General features: G+C 70.5%; 3 protein-coding genes. All 3 read left to right on the top strand.

Features of this window, described 5'->3' with window-relative positions; translation table 11 throughout:
- Nucleotides 1-128: 128 nt before the first annotated feature.
- The 3 genes from OZ403_RS23435 to OZ403_RS23425 are packed head-to-tail and all read left to right on the top strand — an operon-like array spanning nt 129 to nt 18,315.
- Nucleotides 129-7,142, top strand: a complete 7,014-nt coding sequence (locus OZ403_RS23435; protein ID WP_268781789.1) for a type I polyketide synthase — start codon at nt 129-131, stop codon at nt 7,140-7,142.
- On the top strand, nt 7,139-12,727 hold the full coding sequence (locus tag OZ403_RS23430) for a type I polyketide synthase (protein WP_268781788.1): 5,589 nt from the start codon (nt 7,139-7,141) through the stop codon (nt 12,725-12,727). Before OZ403_RS23435 ends, OZ403_RS23430 begins: the two co-directional genes overlap by 4 nt.
- A 14-nt stretch (nt 12,728-12,741) precedes the next feature.
- On the top strand, nt 12,742-18,315 hold the full coding sequence (locus OZ403_RS23425) for a type I polyketide synthase (protein WP_268781787.1): 5,574 nt from the start codon (nt 12,742-12,744) through the stop codon (nt 18,313-18,315).
- Nucleotides 18,316-18,325: the final 10 nt, after the last annotated feature.

Raw genomic sequence — 18,325 nt, 5'->3', positions numbered from 1 at the left:
GGCGGACTGCGTCCGTCGTCATCTCGTTCGCCGAGGCAAAGCCCGGCTTTCGAGCGTGCCAGTTAGAGGTCCGAGTGTCGCCACAAAATGGGTTGTCGAAGGCGGGTTTGGCCGAAGTGCGGGCTCGTTTGAGCGCGGTCCTTGCTCAGCGATTGGGAATCGAGGCTCACACTCTGGATGTCCGGGAGCGCTTCAGTCTGTATGGGCTTGATTCGCTGAAGGCCACCGGTTTCATCGCGGAGGTGGGGGCGATGCTGGGGCGTTCATTGTCTCCCACGCTTGCCTGGGAGTATCCCACGCTGGATGCGTTGGCCCGATACCTCGCGGGTGAGCAGGATGGGGCGTCTTCGCACTCCCTGGCACGTATTGCCCGGGCCCATGAGCCCATCGCCATTATTGGATTGGCCTGTCGTTATCCCCAGGCGCCGGATCCGGAGGCCTTCTGGCGCCTGCTCGTGGGTGGGACGGATGCCATCACGGAAGTGCCGCCGGACCGGTGGGACGTCAACCGCCTTTATGATCGAGACCCCGCGGCGCCCGGCAAGGTGATTTCCCGCTGGGGCGGCTACCTGGATCGCGTGGATGGCTTTGACCCGCTCTTCTTCGGCATCTCGCCGAAGGAGGCGCTCCACATGGACCCGCAGCAGCGGCTCATGCTGGAGCTGAGCTGGGAGGCGCTGGAGGACGCGGGCATCGCCGCGGACCGGCTACAGGGCTCACCCACGGCGGTCTGCTTCGGCGCCGCGTGGATGGACTACGAGATGACGCTGCAGCGCTTCGGCATGAAGCGCATCTCCTCGTACACGTCCACGGGCTATCACCACAGCGTCCTGGCCAACCGGGTCTCCTACGTCCTGGGGCTGCGAGGGCCGAGCTTCTCCATCGACTCGGCCTGCTCGTCCTCGCTCACGGCGGTGCACCTGGCCTGTGAGAGCCTGCGCAGGGGCGAGTCGACGCTGGCCCTGGTGGGCGGTGTGAATCTCACCATCGCCCCCGAGAGCACGGTGTCCCTGTCCAAGCTGGGGGCCCTCTCTCCAGACGGGCGCTGCTACACGTTCGATGCCCGCGCCAACGGCTTCGTGCGCGGCGAGGGGGCGGGTGTGGCGGTGCTCAAGCCGCTCTCCCTGGCGCTCGCGGACGGCGACGCCATCTACTGCGTCATCCGTGGCAGTGCCATCAACAACAATGGTGGCAGCAACGGCCTCACCGCGCCCAACCCCAAGGCGCAGGCGGAGGTCATCCGTCAGGCATGCGCCAGCGCGGGTGTCGAGCCGGCGGAGGTGCAGTACGTCGAGGCGCATGGCACCGGCACGCAGTTGGGAGACCCGCTGGAGGCACAGGCCCTGGGCGAGGTGCTCGGCGCGGGACGGCCCGAGGGCAAGCCCCTGCTCATTGGCTCCTGCAAGACGAACATCGGGCACCTGGAGGCCGCGGCGGGCATCACCGGGCTCATCAAGACCGCGCTGTGCATCAAGCACCGCGCGCTTCCAGCCAGCCTCCACTACGAGAAGCCCAATCCGCTCATTCCCTTCGAGGCGATGGGCCTGTCGGTCCACCACACCCTGGGCGACTGGCCGGAGCCCGACCGGAAGCTCATCGCGGGCGTCAGTTCCTTCGGCTTCGGGGGCGCGAACTGCCACGTCGTGATGGAAGAGGCGAGCCTCCCCGAGGCACGGCTCCTCCACCTGTCGGGTGAGACGGCGGAGGCGCTTCGGGGCGCCGCGCAGGGTCTGCTGGGCCGCGTGACGGCCCGGGAGCACCTGCCGCTGGCCGAGCTGCTCCGCGCGGCCGAGCCGGACGCGGGCGCGCATGCGCACCGCCTGACGGTGACGGTCCGGACCCGGAAGGACCTTCGTGCGGGCCTGGAGAGCTTCCTGGCGGGAGTGCCGCGCCCAGGTGTGTCCGTGGGGACGGTGGCGGAGGTCGCGGTCCGCAAGCCGGTATTCGTCTATTCGGGACACGGCTGCCAGTGGCCCCGCATGGGCCTGCCGTTGCTGGACGCCGAGCCCGTGTTCCGGGCGACGCTGCTGCGTTGCGATGCGCTCATCCGGGAGTACGAAGGTTGGTCGCTGCTGGAAGTGCTGGCCGCTGACGACGCGGCGGCGCGGCTGGGCCGGCTCGACATCGGGCTGCCCGCGATTGTGTCGGTGGAGATGGCCCTGACGGACCTCTGGCGCTCGTGGGGCATCGAGCCCGGCGCCGTGGTGGGGCACAGCATCGGCGAGGTGTCGGCGGCGTATGCGGCGGGAGTCCTGGACATCGAGGACACCCTCCGCGTCGTCTGCGCCGAGAGCCGGCTGATGCACACGCAGGCGGGCAAGGGCAGCCTGGCGGTCGTGGGCGTCCCATGGGCGGAGGCCGCCGAACTGCTCGTGGGCTACGAGGGGCGGTTGTTCCGCGCCATCGACTCGGGCGCGGGTTCGACGGTGTTGTCGGGGGATGTGGACGCACTGGTCGAGGTGCTCGCGTCGCTGCAACAGCGCGGAGTCTTCTGCCGGCAGGTGGACATCGACGTTCCGGTGCACAGCCCCCGCATGGACGTGCTGGCGGACGCGTTGACCGAGGAGCTTTGGGACATCCGGCCCCGCCCGTCGCGCGTTCCCCTGATTTCGTCCATCACCGGCGCGGAGATCGACGGCACGAGCGCGGACGCCTCCCACTGGGTGCGGAACATCGCGTGGCCCACGCTCTTCACCGGCGCGCTCTCCCACACCATCCAGGAGGGCTACGACACGTTCCTGGAGGTCAGTCCGCATGCGATTCTGCGGCACCCCATCGACGCGACGCTGAAGCACCTGGGGCGGCAGGGCCGCGTGGTGCCCTCCCTGCGGCGGCAGGAGGACGAGCGCGCCACGCTGTTCGATTCGTTGGGCATGCTCTACGCGTCGGGACAGCCGGTCCGGTGGGATGCACTCGCCACGCGTGGGGTGGACCATGACGGGGAGGCCGTGCACCTGCTGCCCCTGTCGGCGCGGAGCCCGGAGGCACTCAAGGCGCTGGCCGCGGACTGGCGCGACTTCCTGGGTGGGGAGCCGGGCGCGCCGCTCGATGACGTCACCTACACCGCGAGCGTGCGCCGCGGCCACTTGTCCCACCGCTTGTCGGTGGTGGGCGGCTCGCGACGGGAGCTGGCGGAGGCGCTGGACGCCGTCACGCGGGGGGAGCTCCCGCCGGGTGTGAGTGAGGGACGGGTGAGTCCCGAGGGACGGGCCAAGGTGGCCTTCGTCTTCCCGGGACAGGGCTCCCAGTGGCTGGGCATGGGGCGTCAGCTCCTGCGTGAGGAGCTGGTGTTCCGGTCCGCCATCGAGGCGTGCGAGCAGGCCATGCGGCCGCACGTGGACTGGTCGCTCTCGGCGGAACTGCTGGCGGACGAGCAGCATTCGCGTCTGCAGGACATCGACGTGGTGCAGCCGGTGCTTTTCGCCATGCAGGTGGCGTTGGCCGCACTGTGGCGCTCGTGGGGCATCGCGCCGGACGCGGTGGTGGGGCACAGCATGGGCGAGGTGGCCGCGGCGCACGTCGCGGGCGCGCTGAGCCTGGAGGACGCGGCGCGCATCATCTGCCTGCGCAGCCAGCTCCTGCGCCGCAAGAGCGGGCAGGGGGCCATGGCGGTGGTGGAACTGGGGCTGGAGCAGGCCCGCGAGGCGCTGGCCGGCCACGAGACGCGGCTCTCCGTCGCGGTCAGCAACAGCGCGCGCTCCACGGTGCTCTCGGGTGACACCGACGCATTGGAGTCGCTGCTGCCGCAGCTCGAAAGCCAGGGCGTCTTCTGCCGCCGGGTGAAGGTCAACGTCGCCTCTCACAGTCCGCAGATGGACTCGCTGAAGGATGACCTCCTGCGGGTGCTCGACGGTGTCGCGCCTCAAGGGGCGCCCGTGCCCATCTACTCCACGGTGACGGGCCAGACGAGCGACGGCGCGGACTTCCACCCGGCCTACTGGGTCAGCAACCTGCGCGAGCCGGTGCTGTTCCACGGTGCTGTCGAGCAGCTCCTGGCGGATGGCTTCACGGTGCTGGTCGAGGTGAGCCCACACCCGGTGTTGCTCGCGCCCATCGAGGAGACGCTGCGCGAGTCGAAACAGGGCGCTATCGCGCTTGCGTCCTTGCGGCGACAGACGCCCGAGCGCCGCGGCCTGCTGGAGTCCCTCGCGGCGCTGTACGCCTGGGGTTGCGCGGTGGACTGGAAGGCGCTGCACCCGGTGAAGGGCCGTGTCGTCGCGCTCCCTCGGTACCCGTGGCAGCGGGAGCGCTTCTGGCTCCCGGACGAGGTGGAGGTGGATGCGCAGCCGGGGGGAGTGGTCCTCGAGGACCGGAAGGGACATCCCCTCATCGGTGGTTCACTCTCTTCGTCCGTCCAACCCGGGACTCACTTCTGGGAGCGGACCGTGAGCACGGCGGCGTTCCCCTATCTGGCCGACCACTGCGTGTGGGGGGACGTTGTCTTCCCGGGCGCTGGTTACGTGGAGATGGCGCTGAGCGCCGGCGCGGAGGTGCTGGGCGAGACGGGGCTCGTGCTGGAGGACGTCTCCTTCAGTGAGATGCTCGCGCTGGAGCCGGGCCAGTCGAGGCGCGTGCAGGTGGTGCTGTCCGAGGAGGAGCCGGGCCGCGCCACCTTCCAGATTGCCAGCCGCGCGGAGGGCGAGACGGCCTGGCGCAAGCACGCGGCGGGGACGGTGCGGCGGGAGGCACGTGCGGGCGCGGCTGTTGAATCACCCGAGGCGCTCCGGGCGCGCGTCACGGTGGCGGTCTCCGCTGAAGCGCACTACCAGCGTCGGCAGGCGCAAGGCCTCATGTATGGCCCGACGTTCCAGGGTCTGCGGGACATCTGGCGCAGTGAGCAGGAGGCACTGGGACGCCTGGAGGTCTCCGACACGGTGGCCTTGGAGGCGGGTGCGTACCGGCTCCACCCCGCGCTGCTGGATGCGGGACTGCAGGTGGCGGTGGAGCTCCTTGCTCCGCTGACCGCGACGTCCGCTCCAGCGACGCATGTGCCGGTGGGCATCGGGCGGATTCGTTTCTTCCAGCGTCCCGGGCGCGCGGCCTGGGCGCGAGTGAAGGTTCGTGGGGAAGGGGACGAGAGCGCGCGTGAGCGCACCTTCGACTTCTGGTTGCTGGATGAGCAGGGCCAGGTGCTGCTGGAACTCGAAGCGCTGCGCCTGTACCGCCTGGATGCGGGCGCCTCCGCCCGCAAGGAGCTTGGCGCGTGGCTCTACCAGGTGGACTGGGAGGAGCGGCCGCTGCCGGCGGAGCTGGCGTGGCCCGAGCACACGCCGGGAAGCTGGCTGATTCTCCAGGACGGCGGCGGGGTGGGGCAGCGGCTGTCCGCGCAGCTCCGGACGCGAGGCGAGACGTGCGTGCTCGTCGCGCCGGGTGAGGCGTACCGGGTGACCGGACCGCGGAGTGCCGAGGTGGACCCCCGGAATCCGGAGCACTGGCGCCGGTTGCTCACGGACCTGTTGGGCGCTGGCGTTCCGCCTTGCCGCGGCGTGGTGCACCTGTGGAGCCTGGACATGGCCTCAACGGATGCGCTGACGCCACAGTCGCTGGAGGACTCGCGGCGGCTGGGGACCACCAGCGTGCTGCACCTGGTGCAGGCGCTTTCGGGGGCGGGCTGGCGGGATGCGCCCCGGCTCTGGCTGGCCACACGTGGGGCACGTTCCGCGGGCAAGGCGGCGGAACGTGTCGCGGTGGCGCAGGCTCCGCTCCTGGGGTTGGGGCAGGTGCTGGCGGTGGAGCAACCGGAGCTGCGCTGCACCCGTGTGGACCTGGAAGGCGGCGCGGACGTCGCGGCGGATGCGCTCCTGCGGGAGCTGTCATCAACCTCGTTCGAGGACCAGACCGCGTGGCGAGGGGGCACGCGACTGGTGGCGCGGCTGTCTCGGGCGGCGGATGCGCTGTCCGCCCGTGAACCGGCGACGCTGCTGCGCGAGGATGGCACCTACCTCATCACGGGGGGCTTCGGTGGCCTGGGGCTGGAACTCGCGCGCTGGCTCGTTTCTCAGGGCGCACGTCACCTGCTGCTGATGGGCCGCCGCGCTCCCTCCGCGGAGGCGGAGCAGGCGCTTGCGGCGCTTCGTGAGGCCGGCGCTCGGGTGGAGTCCTTCCAGGGCGACGTCGCGCGGCTGGAGGACGTGACGGGTGCGTTGGCTCGGGTGGAGGAAGCGATGCCCCCGCTGCGTGGCGTGTTCCATGCCGCGGGACTCCTCGAGGACGGACTGTTGCTCAACCTCACCGAGGCGCGCTTCGCCTCGGTGTCGGCACCGAAGGTCCTGGGCAGTTGGAACCTGCACGCGCAGACGCGACACCTGCCGCTGGAGCACTTCGTGCTGTTCTCCAGCGTGGCCGCTTCGCTGGGCACGCCGGGACAGTCGAACTACGCGTCGGCGAATGCCTTCATGGACGCGCTGGCCCAGGCCCGCCGGGCGGAGGGGTTGCCCGCGCTGAGCATCAACTGGGGCACCTGGACGCAGGTGGGACTCGCGGCGGCGCAGTCCATCCGCGGTGAGCGCCTGGAGGCACGTGGCCTGGGAGGCATGGCGCCGGACAAGGCGCTGACGGCGCTTGGCATGCTGCTGGGACAGGCGCGGCCGCAGCTCAGCGTCATGGCCTTCGAGCCGCGCCAGTGGTTGGGCTTCTATCTGGCCGCGGCGCAGTCGCCGTACTTCACGAAGCTGGCGCAGGAGCCGTCCAGCCGGCCCGCTGTGAGCGCGGGCAAGAGCCGGATTCGAGAGCAACTCGAAGCGGCCCGTCCGTCCGAGCGTCGCGGCCTGCTGGATACGCACCTGCGCGAGCTGATTGGCGGGGTGCTGCGGATGGCGCCCGCGCGCATCGAGCCACGGACACCGCTCGTGACCTTCGGGCTCGACTCGCTGATGAGCATGGAGATTCGCAACCGCCTGGAGGCGGCGCTCGGGCTGAAGCTCAGCGCGACGGTGGTGTGGACCTATCCGACGGTGGCCGCGCTGGCGCCGTTCCTGGCGGAGAAGCTGGCGCTCCCGCTGGAGGACTCGCACCCCGAGCCCGCGCCGGAGGTGGCACCGGCGAAGGCCCCCCAGGCGGATGTGACGGCCAGCGAGATTGACGACCTGACGGAAGAAGAAGTCGAGCGGCTGTTCGCTCAGAGGATGGCGCAAGGCTCATGACGACGTTCGCGGAGAAGATTGCGCAGTACTCCCCCAAGCGGCTCGCGCTGCTGGCGATGGACCTCAAGTCGCGGCTCGACGCGGTGGAGGGCAGCCGGTCGGAGCCCGTGGCCATCATCGGCATGGGCTGCCGCTTCCCAGGCGGAGGGAACGACCCGGCGTCGTACTGGAACCTCCTGTGCAGCGGCGTGGACGCCGTCACCGAGGTGCCATCCTCGCGGTGGACGCGTGAGGACATGGCGCGGATGGACCCCGAGGCCCAGGAGAAGCTGGGCGCGAAGTGGGGCGCCTTCATCAACGCGGTGGACCAGTTCGACGCGGACTTCTTCGGCATCTCTCCGCACGAAGCGCATCGGATGGACCCTCAGCAGCGCATCCTCCTGGAAGTGGCGTGGGAGGCGCTGGAGAACGCGGGCCAGGACATGTCTCGGCTGGCGGGGAGCCGCACGGGCGTGTTCGTGGGCGTGTACAGCGACGACTACGCGCTGTTGCAGGTGGGCAACCCGTCCGCCCGTGACTCCAGCAGCGTGACGGGCGCCATCAACTGCGTGGTGCCGGGGCGGCTGTCGTACCTCCTGGACTTCCAGGGGCCCAGCCTGTCCGTGGACACCGCGTGTTCGTCATCCCTGGTGGCATTGCATCTGGCCGCGCAGAGTCTCCGCCAGCAGGAGTGCTCCATGGCGCTGGCGTGCGGCGTCAACCTCATCCTGTCGCCGCTGTCGTCGAGCCGTGTGTCCCGCGCCCAGGCGCTCGCGCCGGATGGACGCTGCAAGACCTTCGATGCCCGCGCCAACGGCTTCGTGCGGGGCGAGGGTTGCGGCGTGGTCGTCCTCAAGCGGCTGTCGGATGCGCTGGCGGCGGGGGACACCGTCCTCGCGCTCATTCGGGGCTCCGCCGTCAACCAGGACGGCAAGTCGGCGGGGTTGACGGCGCCCAACGTGCTCGCTCAGAAGGCGCTCATCCGCCAGGCGCTCCAGAGCGCGAACCTGGAACCCGCCGACATCGACTGCGTCGAGGCCCACGGCACCGGGACTTCGTTGGGCGACCCCATCGAGATGGAGGCGCTCCACGAGGTGTATGCCCAGGGGCGCACCTCGGAGCGGTCGCTGGTGGTGGGCGCGGCGAAGACGAACATCGGCCACCTCGAGTCGGCCGCAGGCATCGCGGGCATCATCAAGATGGTCCTGTCGATGCAGCACGGGGCCGTCCCGCCGCTCGCGCACTTCCAGCGGCTCAACCCGCGCATCGACTTCGGCGGTGAGGCCCTCACCGTTCCCACGAAACTGTACCCCTGGCCCGCGCAGGAGACGCGCAGGCGCCGGGGCGCGGTCAGCTCGTTTGGCATCAGCGGAACGAATGCCCATGTGATTCTCGAAGAGGCCCCCGTGGCTTCGGCGGCGCCCGCTGCGCCTTCTCAAGGGGCGTATCTGCTGCCGTTGTCGGCGCGCTCACCCGCCGCGCTTCAAGCGTTGGCCCGGAAGTACGCGGACGTCCTCATGTCGTCCCCGGAGGTGTCGCTCCGGGATGTCTGCTTCACCGCGGCGCTGCGGCGGACCCACCACGAGTACCGGATAGCTGTCGCGGGGGACTCGGCGGAGGCGGTGGCGCGGCAGCTTCGGGAGTTCGCCTTGGAGGGACCTGCTCCGGCGGCGACGGACACGGATACCCGGCGCAAGGCGGTCTTCGTGTTCCCGGGGCAGGGCTCGCAGTGGGCCGGCATGGGGCGGCAGCTCCTCGAACAGGAGCCTGTCTTCCGTGAGGCCGTGGAGCGCATCGACACGGCCATGCGGCCCCACGTCACGTGGCGTCTGGCCGACGTGCTGCGCGCACCCGCCGAGGACTCCCGGCTTCAGGACATCGACGTCGTGCAGCCGGTGTTGTTCGCCATGGCGGTGGCGCTGTCCGCGCTGTGGCGCTCCTGGGGCGTCGCGCCGGACGCGGTAGTGGGGCACAGCATGGGCGAGGTGGCCGCGGCGCACGTCGCGGGCGCGCTCTCCCTGGAGGACGCGGCGGCCGTCATCTGCCTGCGCAGCAAGCTCCTGCGGCGCATCAGCGGCCAGGGGGCCATGCTCGCGACGGAGCTGACCCTGGAGGACGCGCGCAAGACGCTGGCGGGCCGCGAGGACCGCGTGGCCATCGCGGTCAGCAACAGTCCGACCTCCACGGTGCTGTCGGGGGAGAATGCCGCGCTCGAATCAATTCGCGCCGAGCTGGAGTCGCGCAACGTCTTCTGCCGCTGGGTGAAGGTCGACGTGGCTTCGCACAGTCCGCAGGTGGACCCGCTGCGTGACGAACTGCTCTCCGTGCTCTCGGCGGTGCGGCCCGGACGCTCCAGCGTGCCCATTCTCTCCACGGTGACCGGCGCCTCCTGCGACGGCTCCGGCTTTGATGCCGCCTACTGGGTCCGCAATCTGCGCGACCCGGTGCTCTTCTCCTCGTCGGTGCTGCAACTCGCCGAGGCGGGGCACTCCGTCTTCCTGGAGATGAGCCCGCACCCGATTCTGCTTCCCGCCGTGGAGCGGTGTCTGCAGCACGTGGGGCGCGAGGGCGTGACGCTTCCGTCCCTGCGCCGCGAGGAGGCCGAGCGGACGGTGCTGCTGGAGTCCGTGGGCGCGTTGTACCGTGCGGGATTCCCCGTGCAGTGGAAGCGCTTCTTCCCGGAGGGTGGGACGCCGCTCCCGCTGCCCACCTATCCCTGGCAGCACAAGCGGTACTGGCTGGACGCGGTGGCCACGCCCGTGGCCGCGATGGTCGAGCCGGTGACGTCTCTCAAGGGCCGGCCGGTGAGCGTGGCTCACGGGGTCGATGGCCAGGTCTTCGAGCTGGAGCTGGGGAGCAACTCGCTGCCGTGGCTCGGTGCGCATCGGTTGGGTGGCGTCGCGGTCGTTCCTGCCTCGGCGCTGGTGGAGCTCGGGCTGAGCGTCGCCGCCAATGCGTTGGGCACTGGGGACCGGGTGCTGTCCGGCGTCGAGTTCGAGCGGGCGCTGGTGCTGACGGAGACCCCGCGGCGGCTCGTGCAGGTCCACCTCTCTTCGGAGGCAGGAGGCAAGCACGAGTTCCACATCCACAGCCGCGCGGTGGGCGGGGCCTCGTCCGAGGCGGGATGGGTGCGCCATTGCCGGGGCCATGTCCAGGTGCTCAGTGCTTCCCTGGGCGCGTTGGCGTCCATCGACGCGGTCCGTGCGCGCTGTGTGGAGCATGTCCCGGGCGCGGCGGTCTACGGCGAGCTGGAGCGCTGCAACGTCCAGTACGACGAGCCGCTGCGGACACTGGGCGAGGCGTGGCGGCGGCCGGGAGAGGCGCTGGGGCGGGTGGTGCTGGGCGCGGAGCGACTTCAGGAAGCGTCCCAGTATCAGCTTCATCCCGCGTTGCTGGACGCCGGGCTCCAGACGCTGGCGATTGCGCTGGCGGCCGAGCCGGGGCAGGCGGCGCTCTTCATGCCCCTGGGGCTCGAATCCTTCGAGTGCGTCCCTGGCAGCGTGGACGCCCGGTGGGCTCACGTATCCATTTCGTCCGCGTCTCATCCTGAGGAGCGGCTGGGCACACTGTCCCTGCTGGACGCGGATGGTCGCCCGGTCGCGGTGGCGCGCGGTGTCCGGTTGCGGCACGTGGCGGCGGAGCGGCTGCTCGAGGTGTTGGGGGAGGTCCGCGCGCAGGACTGGTTCCACGACGTGACGTGGGAGGCGCGGCCGGCGGGGACACCCCAGGCGGCTCCCACGGATTGGCTTGTGTTCGCGGACCGGGGTGGTTGGGGCGCGGCCTTCGCCGAGGAACTGCGGCGTCAGGGCAGCCCTTTTGTCACGGTGACCACGGGGGACGCGTTCCAGCGCCAGGGTACGCGAAGCTTCGTGGTGGACCCGCAGCGGCCGGAGGACATGGCGCGCTTGCTGCGAGAGCTTCCATCGCTCTCGGCAGGACACGAAGGCCGGGCGCTCTTCTTGTGGGGCCTCGACGAAACGTTGGATGGGCAGACGGCAGTACCCGCGTCCACGGTGGCGGCGCTGCACCTGGTGAAGGCCCTCATGGAGGTGCCAGGGCGTGCGCGGCTCTGGGTCGTGACGCGGGGCGCGCAGGTCACGGGCGTGGGGACCGAACGTGTGTCGCTGGCCCAGGCGCCTCTGTGGGGCATGGGCCGGAGCGTCTCGCTGGAACAGCCGGGTGTGTGGGGCGGCCTCATCGACCTGCCGCCGACGCGGTCGCCGGATGAAGTCACCTCGGTGCTGCGAGAAGTCTCCGCGTTCGGAACGGATGGAGAGGACCAGCTCGCCTTCCGCGATGGGCGCTCGCTGGTTCCCCGGCTCACACGGGGGAGGGCGGGGACGGCCGTGGAGGCGGTGCGCCTGCGCTCGGACGCGACGTACCTCGTCTCGGGAGGCCTGGGCGGGTTGGGGCTGAAGGTGGCGCGGTGGCTGGTGGAGCGGGGCGCGCGGCACCTGGTGCTGCTGGGCCGCAGTGGGGTCTCCGGTGCGGACGATGCGGCGTCGGTGCGGCGCCGCGAGGAGCTCGAGTCGCTCCGGGCGCTCGGGGCGACTGTTACGCCCATTTCCGCGGACGTGGCGGACCGAGAGCGGATGGTGGCGCTCCTGCGCGACACGGCGGCGACGCTGCCTCCGTTGCGCGGTGTGATTCATGCCGCCGCGCTCATCACGGAGTGCCGGTTGGAGGACCTGGATGTCTCCGCCACGACGGCGATGATGCGTCCGAAGGTGCTCGGAAGCTGGGTGCTGCACGAGCTGACGCGCGGGCTCGAACTCGACTTCTTCGTGATGTTCTCGTCGACGTCCACGCTGTGGGGCGCCTCCGGTCTGGCGCACTACGCGGCGGGCAATCAGTTCCTGGAAGCGCTGGCGCACCACCGCCGGGCCGAAGGGCTGCCCGCGACCACCATTCACTGGGGGACGTGGGACGAGATTGGCGGAGAGCGCGCCGACAACGCGCTGGGTTACGCACGCTTCGGGTTGAACCCCATGGCCTCGGAGCGCGCGCTCGATGCGATGGGACAGGTGCTGCGGTCGGGCGTGAGCCACAAGACGGTCGCCTCCGTGGACTGGTCCGTGCTCAAGCCCATCTGGGAGGCTCGGCGTCGCCGGCCCTTCCTGCTGAACATGGGCTCGGCGTCGCCGGCCACAGGTGGTGGTGCCAGCTCGCGGGCACGGTTGCTCTCGGAGTTGAAGGCGCTCCCTGCCGATCGCCGGTTCGACACGCTCGTGCAGCGCATCCAGGGCGAGGTGGGGCGCATTCTCGGCTTCGCTCCCAGCGACCTGCCCCCCGCGGACCGTGGCTTCTTCCAGATGGGGATGACGTCCCAGATGTCCGTGGAGCTGCGCAATGTGTTGCAGCGCGGACTCGAGAAGGAGCTGCCGGCGAGTCTCGCGTTCGACCATCCCACCGTCCTGGCGCTGGCGAAGCGTCTGGCGGGGAGCGTCACCGCGGTGGACATCCCGCTGCCCACGGTGGCGGCGGCTCCCGTGCAGAAGTCATCCCCGGTGCCTTCGGACATCGGTGACCTGTCGGAGCGGCTGGCGCAGGTCACCGAGCTGTCGGACGACGAAGTCGAGCGGTTGATTGCCCAGAAGCTGAGCTGAATCGGACGACTGCGATGAGCAAGGAATTCTACGAGAAGATTTCGAGCCTCTCTCCCAAGAGGCTCGCGTTGCTGGCGCTCGACCTGCACGCGGAGAGCGAAGCCCTCAAGCGCGCGCGCTCGGAGCCCATCGCCATCGTCGGTGCGTCCTGCCGCGTTCCCGGCGGCGTGCGGACACCCGAGGCCTTCTGGCGCCTGCTGAGCCAGGGTGTGGACGCCATCACCGAGGTGCCGCGTGAGCGGTGGGACGCGGAGGCGCTCTTCGACCCTGACCCGAGCAAGCGGGGCCGCACCTATGCGCGTTGGGGCGGCTTCATTGACGGCGTGGACCAGTTCGACGCCGCCTTCTTCGGCGTCTCGCCCCGGGAAGCCTCGCGCATGGATCCGCAGCAGCGAATGCTGCTGGAGGTCGCGTGGGAGGCGCTGGAGCGCGCGGGTCAACCACCGGACCAGCTCGCGGGAAGCAAGTCCGGTGTCTTCCTGGGCATCATCGGCAGCGACTACGCGCAGCTCCAGGCGCGACAGCTTGGGGATGCGCCGGACATCTATCACCTGACGGGGACCTCGCTGAACGCGGCGGCGGGCCGGCTGGCGTACACGCTGGGCCTCCAGGGGCCGTGCATGTCCATCGACACGGCGTGCTCGTCGTCGCTGGTGGGGCTCCACGTGGCCTGCCAGAGCCTGCGCAACCGCGAGTGCGACCTGGCGCTCTCCGCCGGCGTCAACCTCATGCTGATGCCGGACCCGACAGTTGCCCTCTCCAGCAGCCGAGGGCTGGCGCCGGACGGACGGTGCAAGAGCTTCGATGCCGCCGCCAATGGCTTCGTGCGCGCGGAGGGCTGCGTCGTCCTGGTGCTCAAGCGGCTCTCGGATGCGTTGGCCAACGGCGATGAGATTCTGTCGCTCGTCGCGGGCTCGGCGGTGAACCAGGACGGCGCCAGCAGTGGGCTGATGGTGCCCAACGGGCCGGCGCAGGAGCGGGTCATCGAGCAGGCGCTGGCGAGCGCGGGGCTGAAGCCCTCGCAGGTCTCCTTTGTCGAGGCGCACGGGACGGGCACGTCGCTGGGCGACCCCATCGAGCTGCAAGCGCTGGCGCGGGTGCTGGGCGCGGGACGGCGGGCGGATACGCCACTCTACGTGGGCTCGGTGAAGACGAACGTCGGGCACCTCGAAGCGACGGCGGGCCTCACGGGCATCCTGAAGACGGCCCTATCGCTGCGCCACGAGGCGATTCCTCCGAACCTGCACTTCCACCGCCTCAACCCGGACATCGTCCTGGACGGGGCGCCCGTCGTCGTTCCCACGGCGCTCCAGCCGTGGCCCCGCTCCGAGCAGCCTCGCCTCGCCGGCGTGAGCGCGTTTGGCATCAGCGGCACCAACGCCCACGTCATCTTGCAGGAGCCGCCGGTGCCGTCATCACGGCCCGCCGTCCCCGCTCGGGGCGCGGAGTTGCTCGTGCTGTCGGCGCGCAGCCCGGAGGCGCTCCAGGTCATGGCAGGAAGCCACGCGCACTGGCTCGCCGCGCATCCGGAGGTGTCACTCCGCGACGTCTGCGCCACGGCGGCCCTGTCGCGCTCCCACCATGAGCACCGCCTCGCGCTTTCGGGACACACGCACGCTGAACTCGAGGAGAAGCTGGGCGCCTTCGCGCGTGGTGAGCCCGTGCCGGGCGCGTCCACGGGGCGTGCATTGGGGCAGACCCGGCGCCGGGTCGTCTTCGTGTTCCCGGGACAGGGCTCGCAGTGGCTGGGCATGGGCCGGAAGCTGCTGGCAGAGGAGACGGCGTTCCGCGAGGCCATGGAGCGCTGCGACGCGGCCATCCATGCGTGCGCGGGCTTCAGCGTCCTGGGTGAGTTGGCCGCCGAAGAGGGCAAGGGCCGCCTCCATGAAATCGACGTCATCCAACCCGTTCTCTTCGCCATGGAAGTGGCGCTGGCGGAGTTGTGGCGCGCCTGGGGCATCGAGCCCGACGCCGTGGTGGGGCACAGCATGGGCGAGGTGGCCGCGGCGCATGTGGCCGGAACGCTGAGCCTGGAGGACGCGGCGAAGGTCATCTGCCGCCGCAGCCGGCTGCTTCGAGGCGTGAGCGGGCAGGGCTCCATGCTGCTGGTGGACCTGACTTTGGAAGAGGCGAAGCAGGCCCTTCACGGCTGGGAGTCGCAGGTCTCCGTCGCGGTGAGCAACAGCGTGCGCTCCACGGTGCTGTCGGGTGCTCCTGGGGCCTTGGAGGACATCGCCCAGCGGCTCAAGCAACGGGACGTCTTCTGCCGCTTCGTGAAGGTGGACGTGGCCTCGCACAGTCCGCAGATGGACCCGCTGCGGCCCGACCTGCTCGCGGCGCTCCAGGACCTCGCGCCGCGCGCGTCCCGTGTGCCCATCTGCTCGACGGTGACGGGACGGATGACGGATGGCGCGGAGTTCCGTGCCGGCTACTGGGCGGACAACCTGCGCGAGCCGGTGCTGTTCTCGAAGGCCATCGAGAAGCTCGCGGTCGACGGCCATGACATCTTCATCGAGCTGAGCCCGCATCCCATCCTCCTGCCCGCCGTGGAGCAACACCTGCGGCACCTCGGGCGAGAGGGGACGGTGCTGCCCTCGCTCCGCCGTGACGAAGACGAGCGCGGGGCGATGTTGTCGTCCCTGGGCGCGCTCTACGCCGTGGGGCACGAGGTGGACCTCAAGCGCCAGCACCCCGTGCGGGGCCGGCTCGCGGCGCTGCCCACGTACCCGTGGCGGCACGAGCGCTTCTGGATTGAGTCGTCCACGCGGACCCGTCGTGCCCGGGACGCGGGCCACCACCCGCTACTGGGCACGCACCTGTCCCTGGCGGGACAGGACGGCGCGCACCTGTGGCAGACGGAGCTGTACGCGGACAGCCCTTCGTATCTGGCGGACCACGTCGTCCACGGGGAGGTCGTGCTCCCCGGCACCGGGTACCTGGAGATGGCGCTCGCTGGGGCCGCCGAGGCCTTCGGGCCGGCACGGCTCGCGCTGGAGGACGTCATCTTCCAGGAGATGATGGTGCTCCCTCGGGAAGAGGCGCTGTCGGTTCAGATGCGCGTCATCCCGGAGGCGGATGGCACCCGTCGCTTCCAGGTCTTCAGCCGTCCGGTGGAAGGCGCCGGAGCCTGGACACTGCACGCCGAAGGGCGACTGAGTGAGAGTACGGGAGCGGAGCCCTTCGCGCTCGACGAGGCGCGGGCGCGGTGCCCCGAGCTCCTGGAGGGCGAGACGCACTACCAGCTCATGCTGGAGCGGGGCGTCGACTTCGGTCCCAGCTTCCGCCTGGTGAAGGAGATGTGGAAGGGGGAGGGCGAGGCGGTGGCGCGCCTGGAGTTGTCACCTTCCGTCGCGGCGGAGATGACGGCGCATCAGCTCCATCCGGCGCTGCTGGATGCCTGCTTGCAAGCCATCAACGGCGCGGGGCTGGGGGACCGCAGGGGAGAGACGTTCGTCCCGGTGGCGGTGGACTCGCTGCGCATGCACGGGCGGCCCGGACGTGCGCTGTGGAGTCACGCTCGTGTCCGGCCGGGCACGGGCAGTGGCCCAGGATCGATTGAAGCCGATGTGACGTTGCTGGACGCGGAGGGCAACGTCCTGATGGAGGCCCGCGGCCTGATGGCACGCCGTCTGGATGCGGTGCGGCGCCGGTCCGCGGATGAAATCGACCGGTGGATGTACCGGGTGGACTGGCAGGAAGAGCCGCGTGAGACGCCCACGGCCGTCTCGGAGTCCACGCCCGGCACCTGGTTGGTGCTCGCGGACCGTGCTGGTTTCGGCGCGAAGCTGCGCGCCGTGCTGAGCGAGCGCGGGGAACGTTGCATCCTCGTCTCCCACGGCGAGGAGCCCCGCCTCGTCGAGCCCGGCCACTATGTGGTGGACCCGTCACGAGCGGAGGGATTCACGCGGATTCTCGACGCGGAGTTCGGCGCCGGGCGTCCCGCGTGCCGTGGTGTCGTGCACCTCTTCAGCCTGGATGTGCCCGGTCTTGAGGCTGGCACGGATGCGCTGGTGAAGGCGCGCACGCTTGGCGCGGCAAGCGCGCTCCACCTCACGCAGGCCCTGGTCGCGTCGGGCTTCCGGGACATGCCTCGGGTGTGGTTGGTGACGGAAGGTGTCCAGGCCGTCAAGCCGGGTGAGCAGGTGGCCCATGTCGAGCAGGCGCCACTCTGGGGTTTGGGACGCGTGCTCACATTGGAGCATCCCGAACTCCGGTGCTGCAGCGTGGACCTGGGGGCTCGCGATGAGGTCCAGGCTCGGGTGCTGGCCGATGAGCTCCTCGCGTCGAGCCTGGAGGAGCAGGTCGCGCTCCGGGGCTCCGCGCGGTTCGTGGCGCGGCTGTCGCGCATGGAGCGCGGCACGGCGGCGCCGGCGGAGTTGCGAGCCGATGCCACGTACCTGATTTCCGGCGGCCTGGGTGGCCTGGGCCTGAAGCTCGCGGAGTGGCTGGTCGACCGGGGTGCCCGCCACCTGGCCTTGCTGGGGCGCAAGGGCGCGTCTGCGGAGGCGCAGCCGGTGCTGGAGGCACTGCGTGCCGGCGGCGTCGAAGTCCGGGTGTTCAAGGCGGACGTGGCGGCGCGCCCGGACCTGGAGCGGGTGCTGGGGGAAGTGGCGGCGGAGATGCCTCCACTCCGGGGTGTCTTCCACGCGGCGGCGGTCCTTGATGACGGCGTGCTGGTGAACCTCACCGCCGAGCGTCTGCGCACGGTGATGGAGCCCAAGGTCCACGGCGCCTGGCATCTTCACACGCTGATGGCATCGGCGCCGTTGGAGCACTTCGTGTTGTTCGCCGCGGCGGGTTCGCTGCTGGGCTCGCCGGGGCAAGGGAACTACGCGGCGGCCAACGTCTTCCTCGATGCGCTGGCGGCGTACCGGCGTGGGCTCGGCCTGCCGGCGCTGAGCGTTGACTGGGGGGCTTGGGCCGGCGTGGGCCTGGCCGCGGCGGCCGAGGCGCGCGGGGAGCGCATCACCCAGCGCGGCGTGGACACCATGCCACCGTCGCAAGCGCTGGAGGCGTTGAGCCGCATCCTGAGCAGCCCTCTGTCGCGCGTGGTGGTGATGCGTTTCGACCTGCGGCAGTGGAGCGAGTTCTACCTGACGGCGGCGCGCTCGCCCTTCCTGTCACGTCTGGCGCGTGAGCAGGCCAGCGCCGCGAATACTCCCGCTGTTCGCGGTGCTTTCGTGGAGACGCTCCGGGCCGCGGAGGTGCTGAAGCGAGCGTCGTTGCTGGAAGCGCACCTGTGCGAGCAGGCCGGCCATGTGCTCCGGCTGGCGCCTTCGCGAATCGATCCGCAGGAGCCCCTGGGCAGCATGGGGTTGGACTCCCTGATGGGGCTGGAGATTCGCAACCGGCTCGAAGCCAGCCTGGGCCTGAGGCTTCCCGCGACGCTGGTCTGGCGGCACCCGACGGTGGCGGCGCTCGTCGTGCACCTGGCTGAACAACTGCAACTTCCCATCACGACCCAGGCCGAGCAGCCGCGGGATGAAGCCGCCGCGCTCGAAGCCGCGATCGTCAACAACGTCAAGCAACTCTCGGACGACGAAGCCGAGGCGCTCCTCGCGGAGAAGCTCGCCGCGCTGGCTGATTGAAGAGATTCCG

Source organism: Myxococcus sp. NMCA1 (assembly GCF_026810205.1).
GTDB classification, from domain to species: domain Bacteria; phylum Myxococcota; class Myxococcia; order Myxococcales; family Myxococcaceae; genus Myxococcus; species Myxococcus xanthus_A.
Note: the sequence above shows the minus strand (reverse complement) of the source record. Positions and strands in the feature narration are given on the sequence as shown.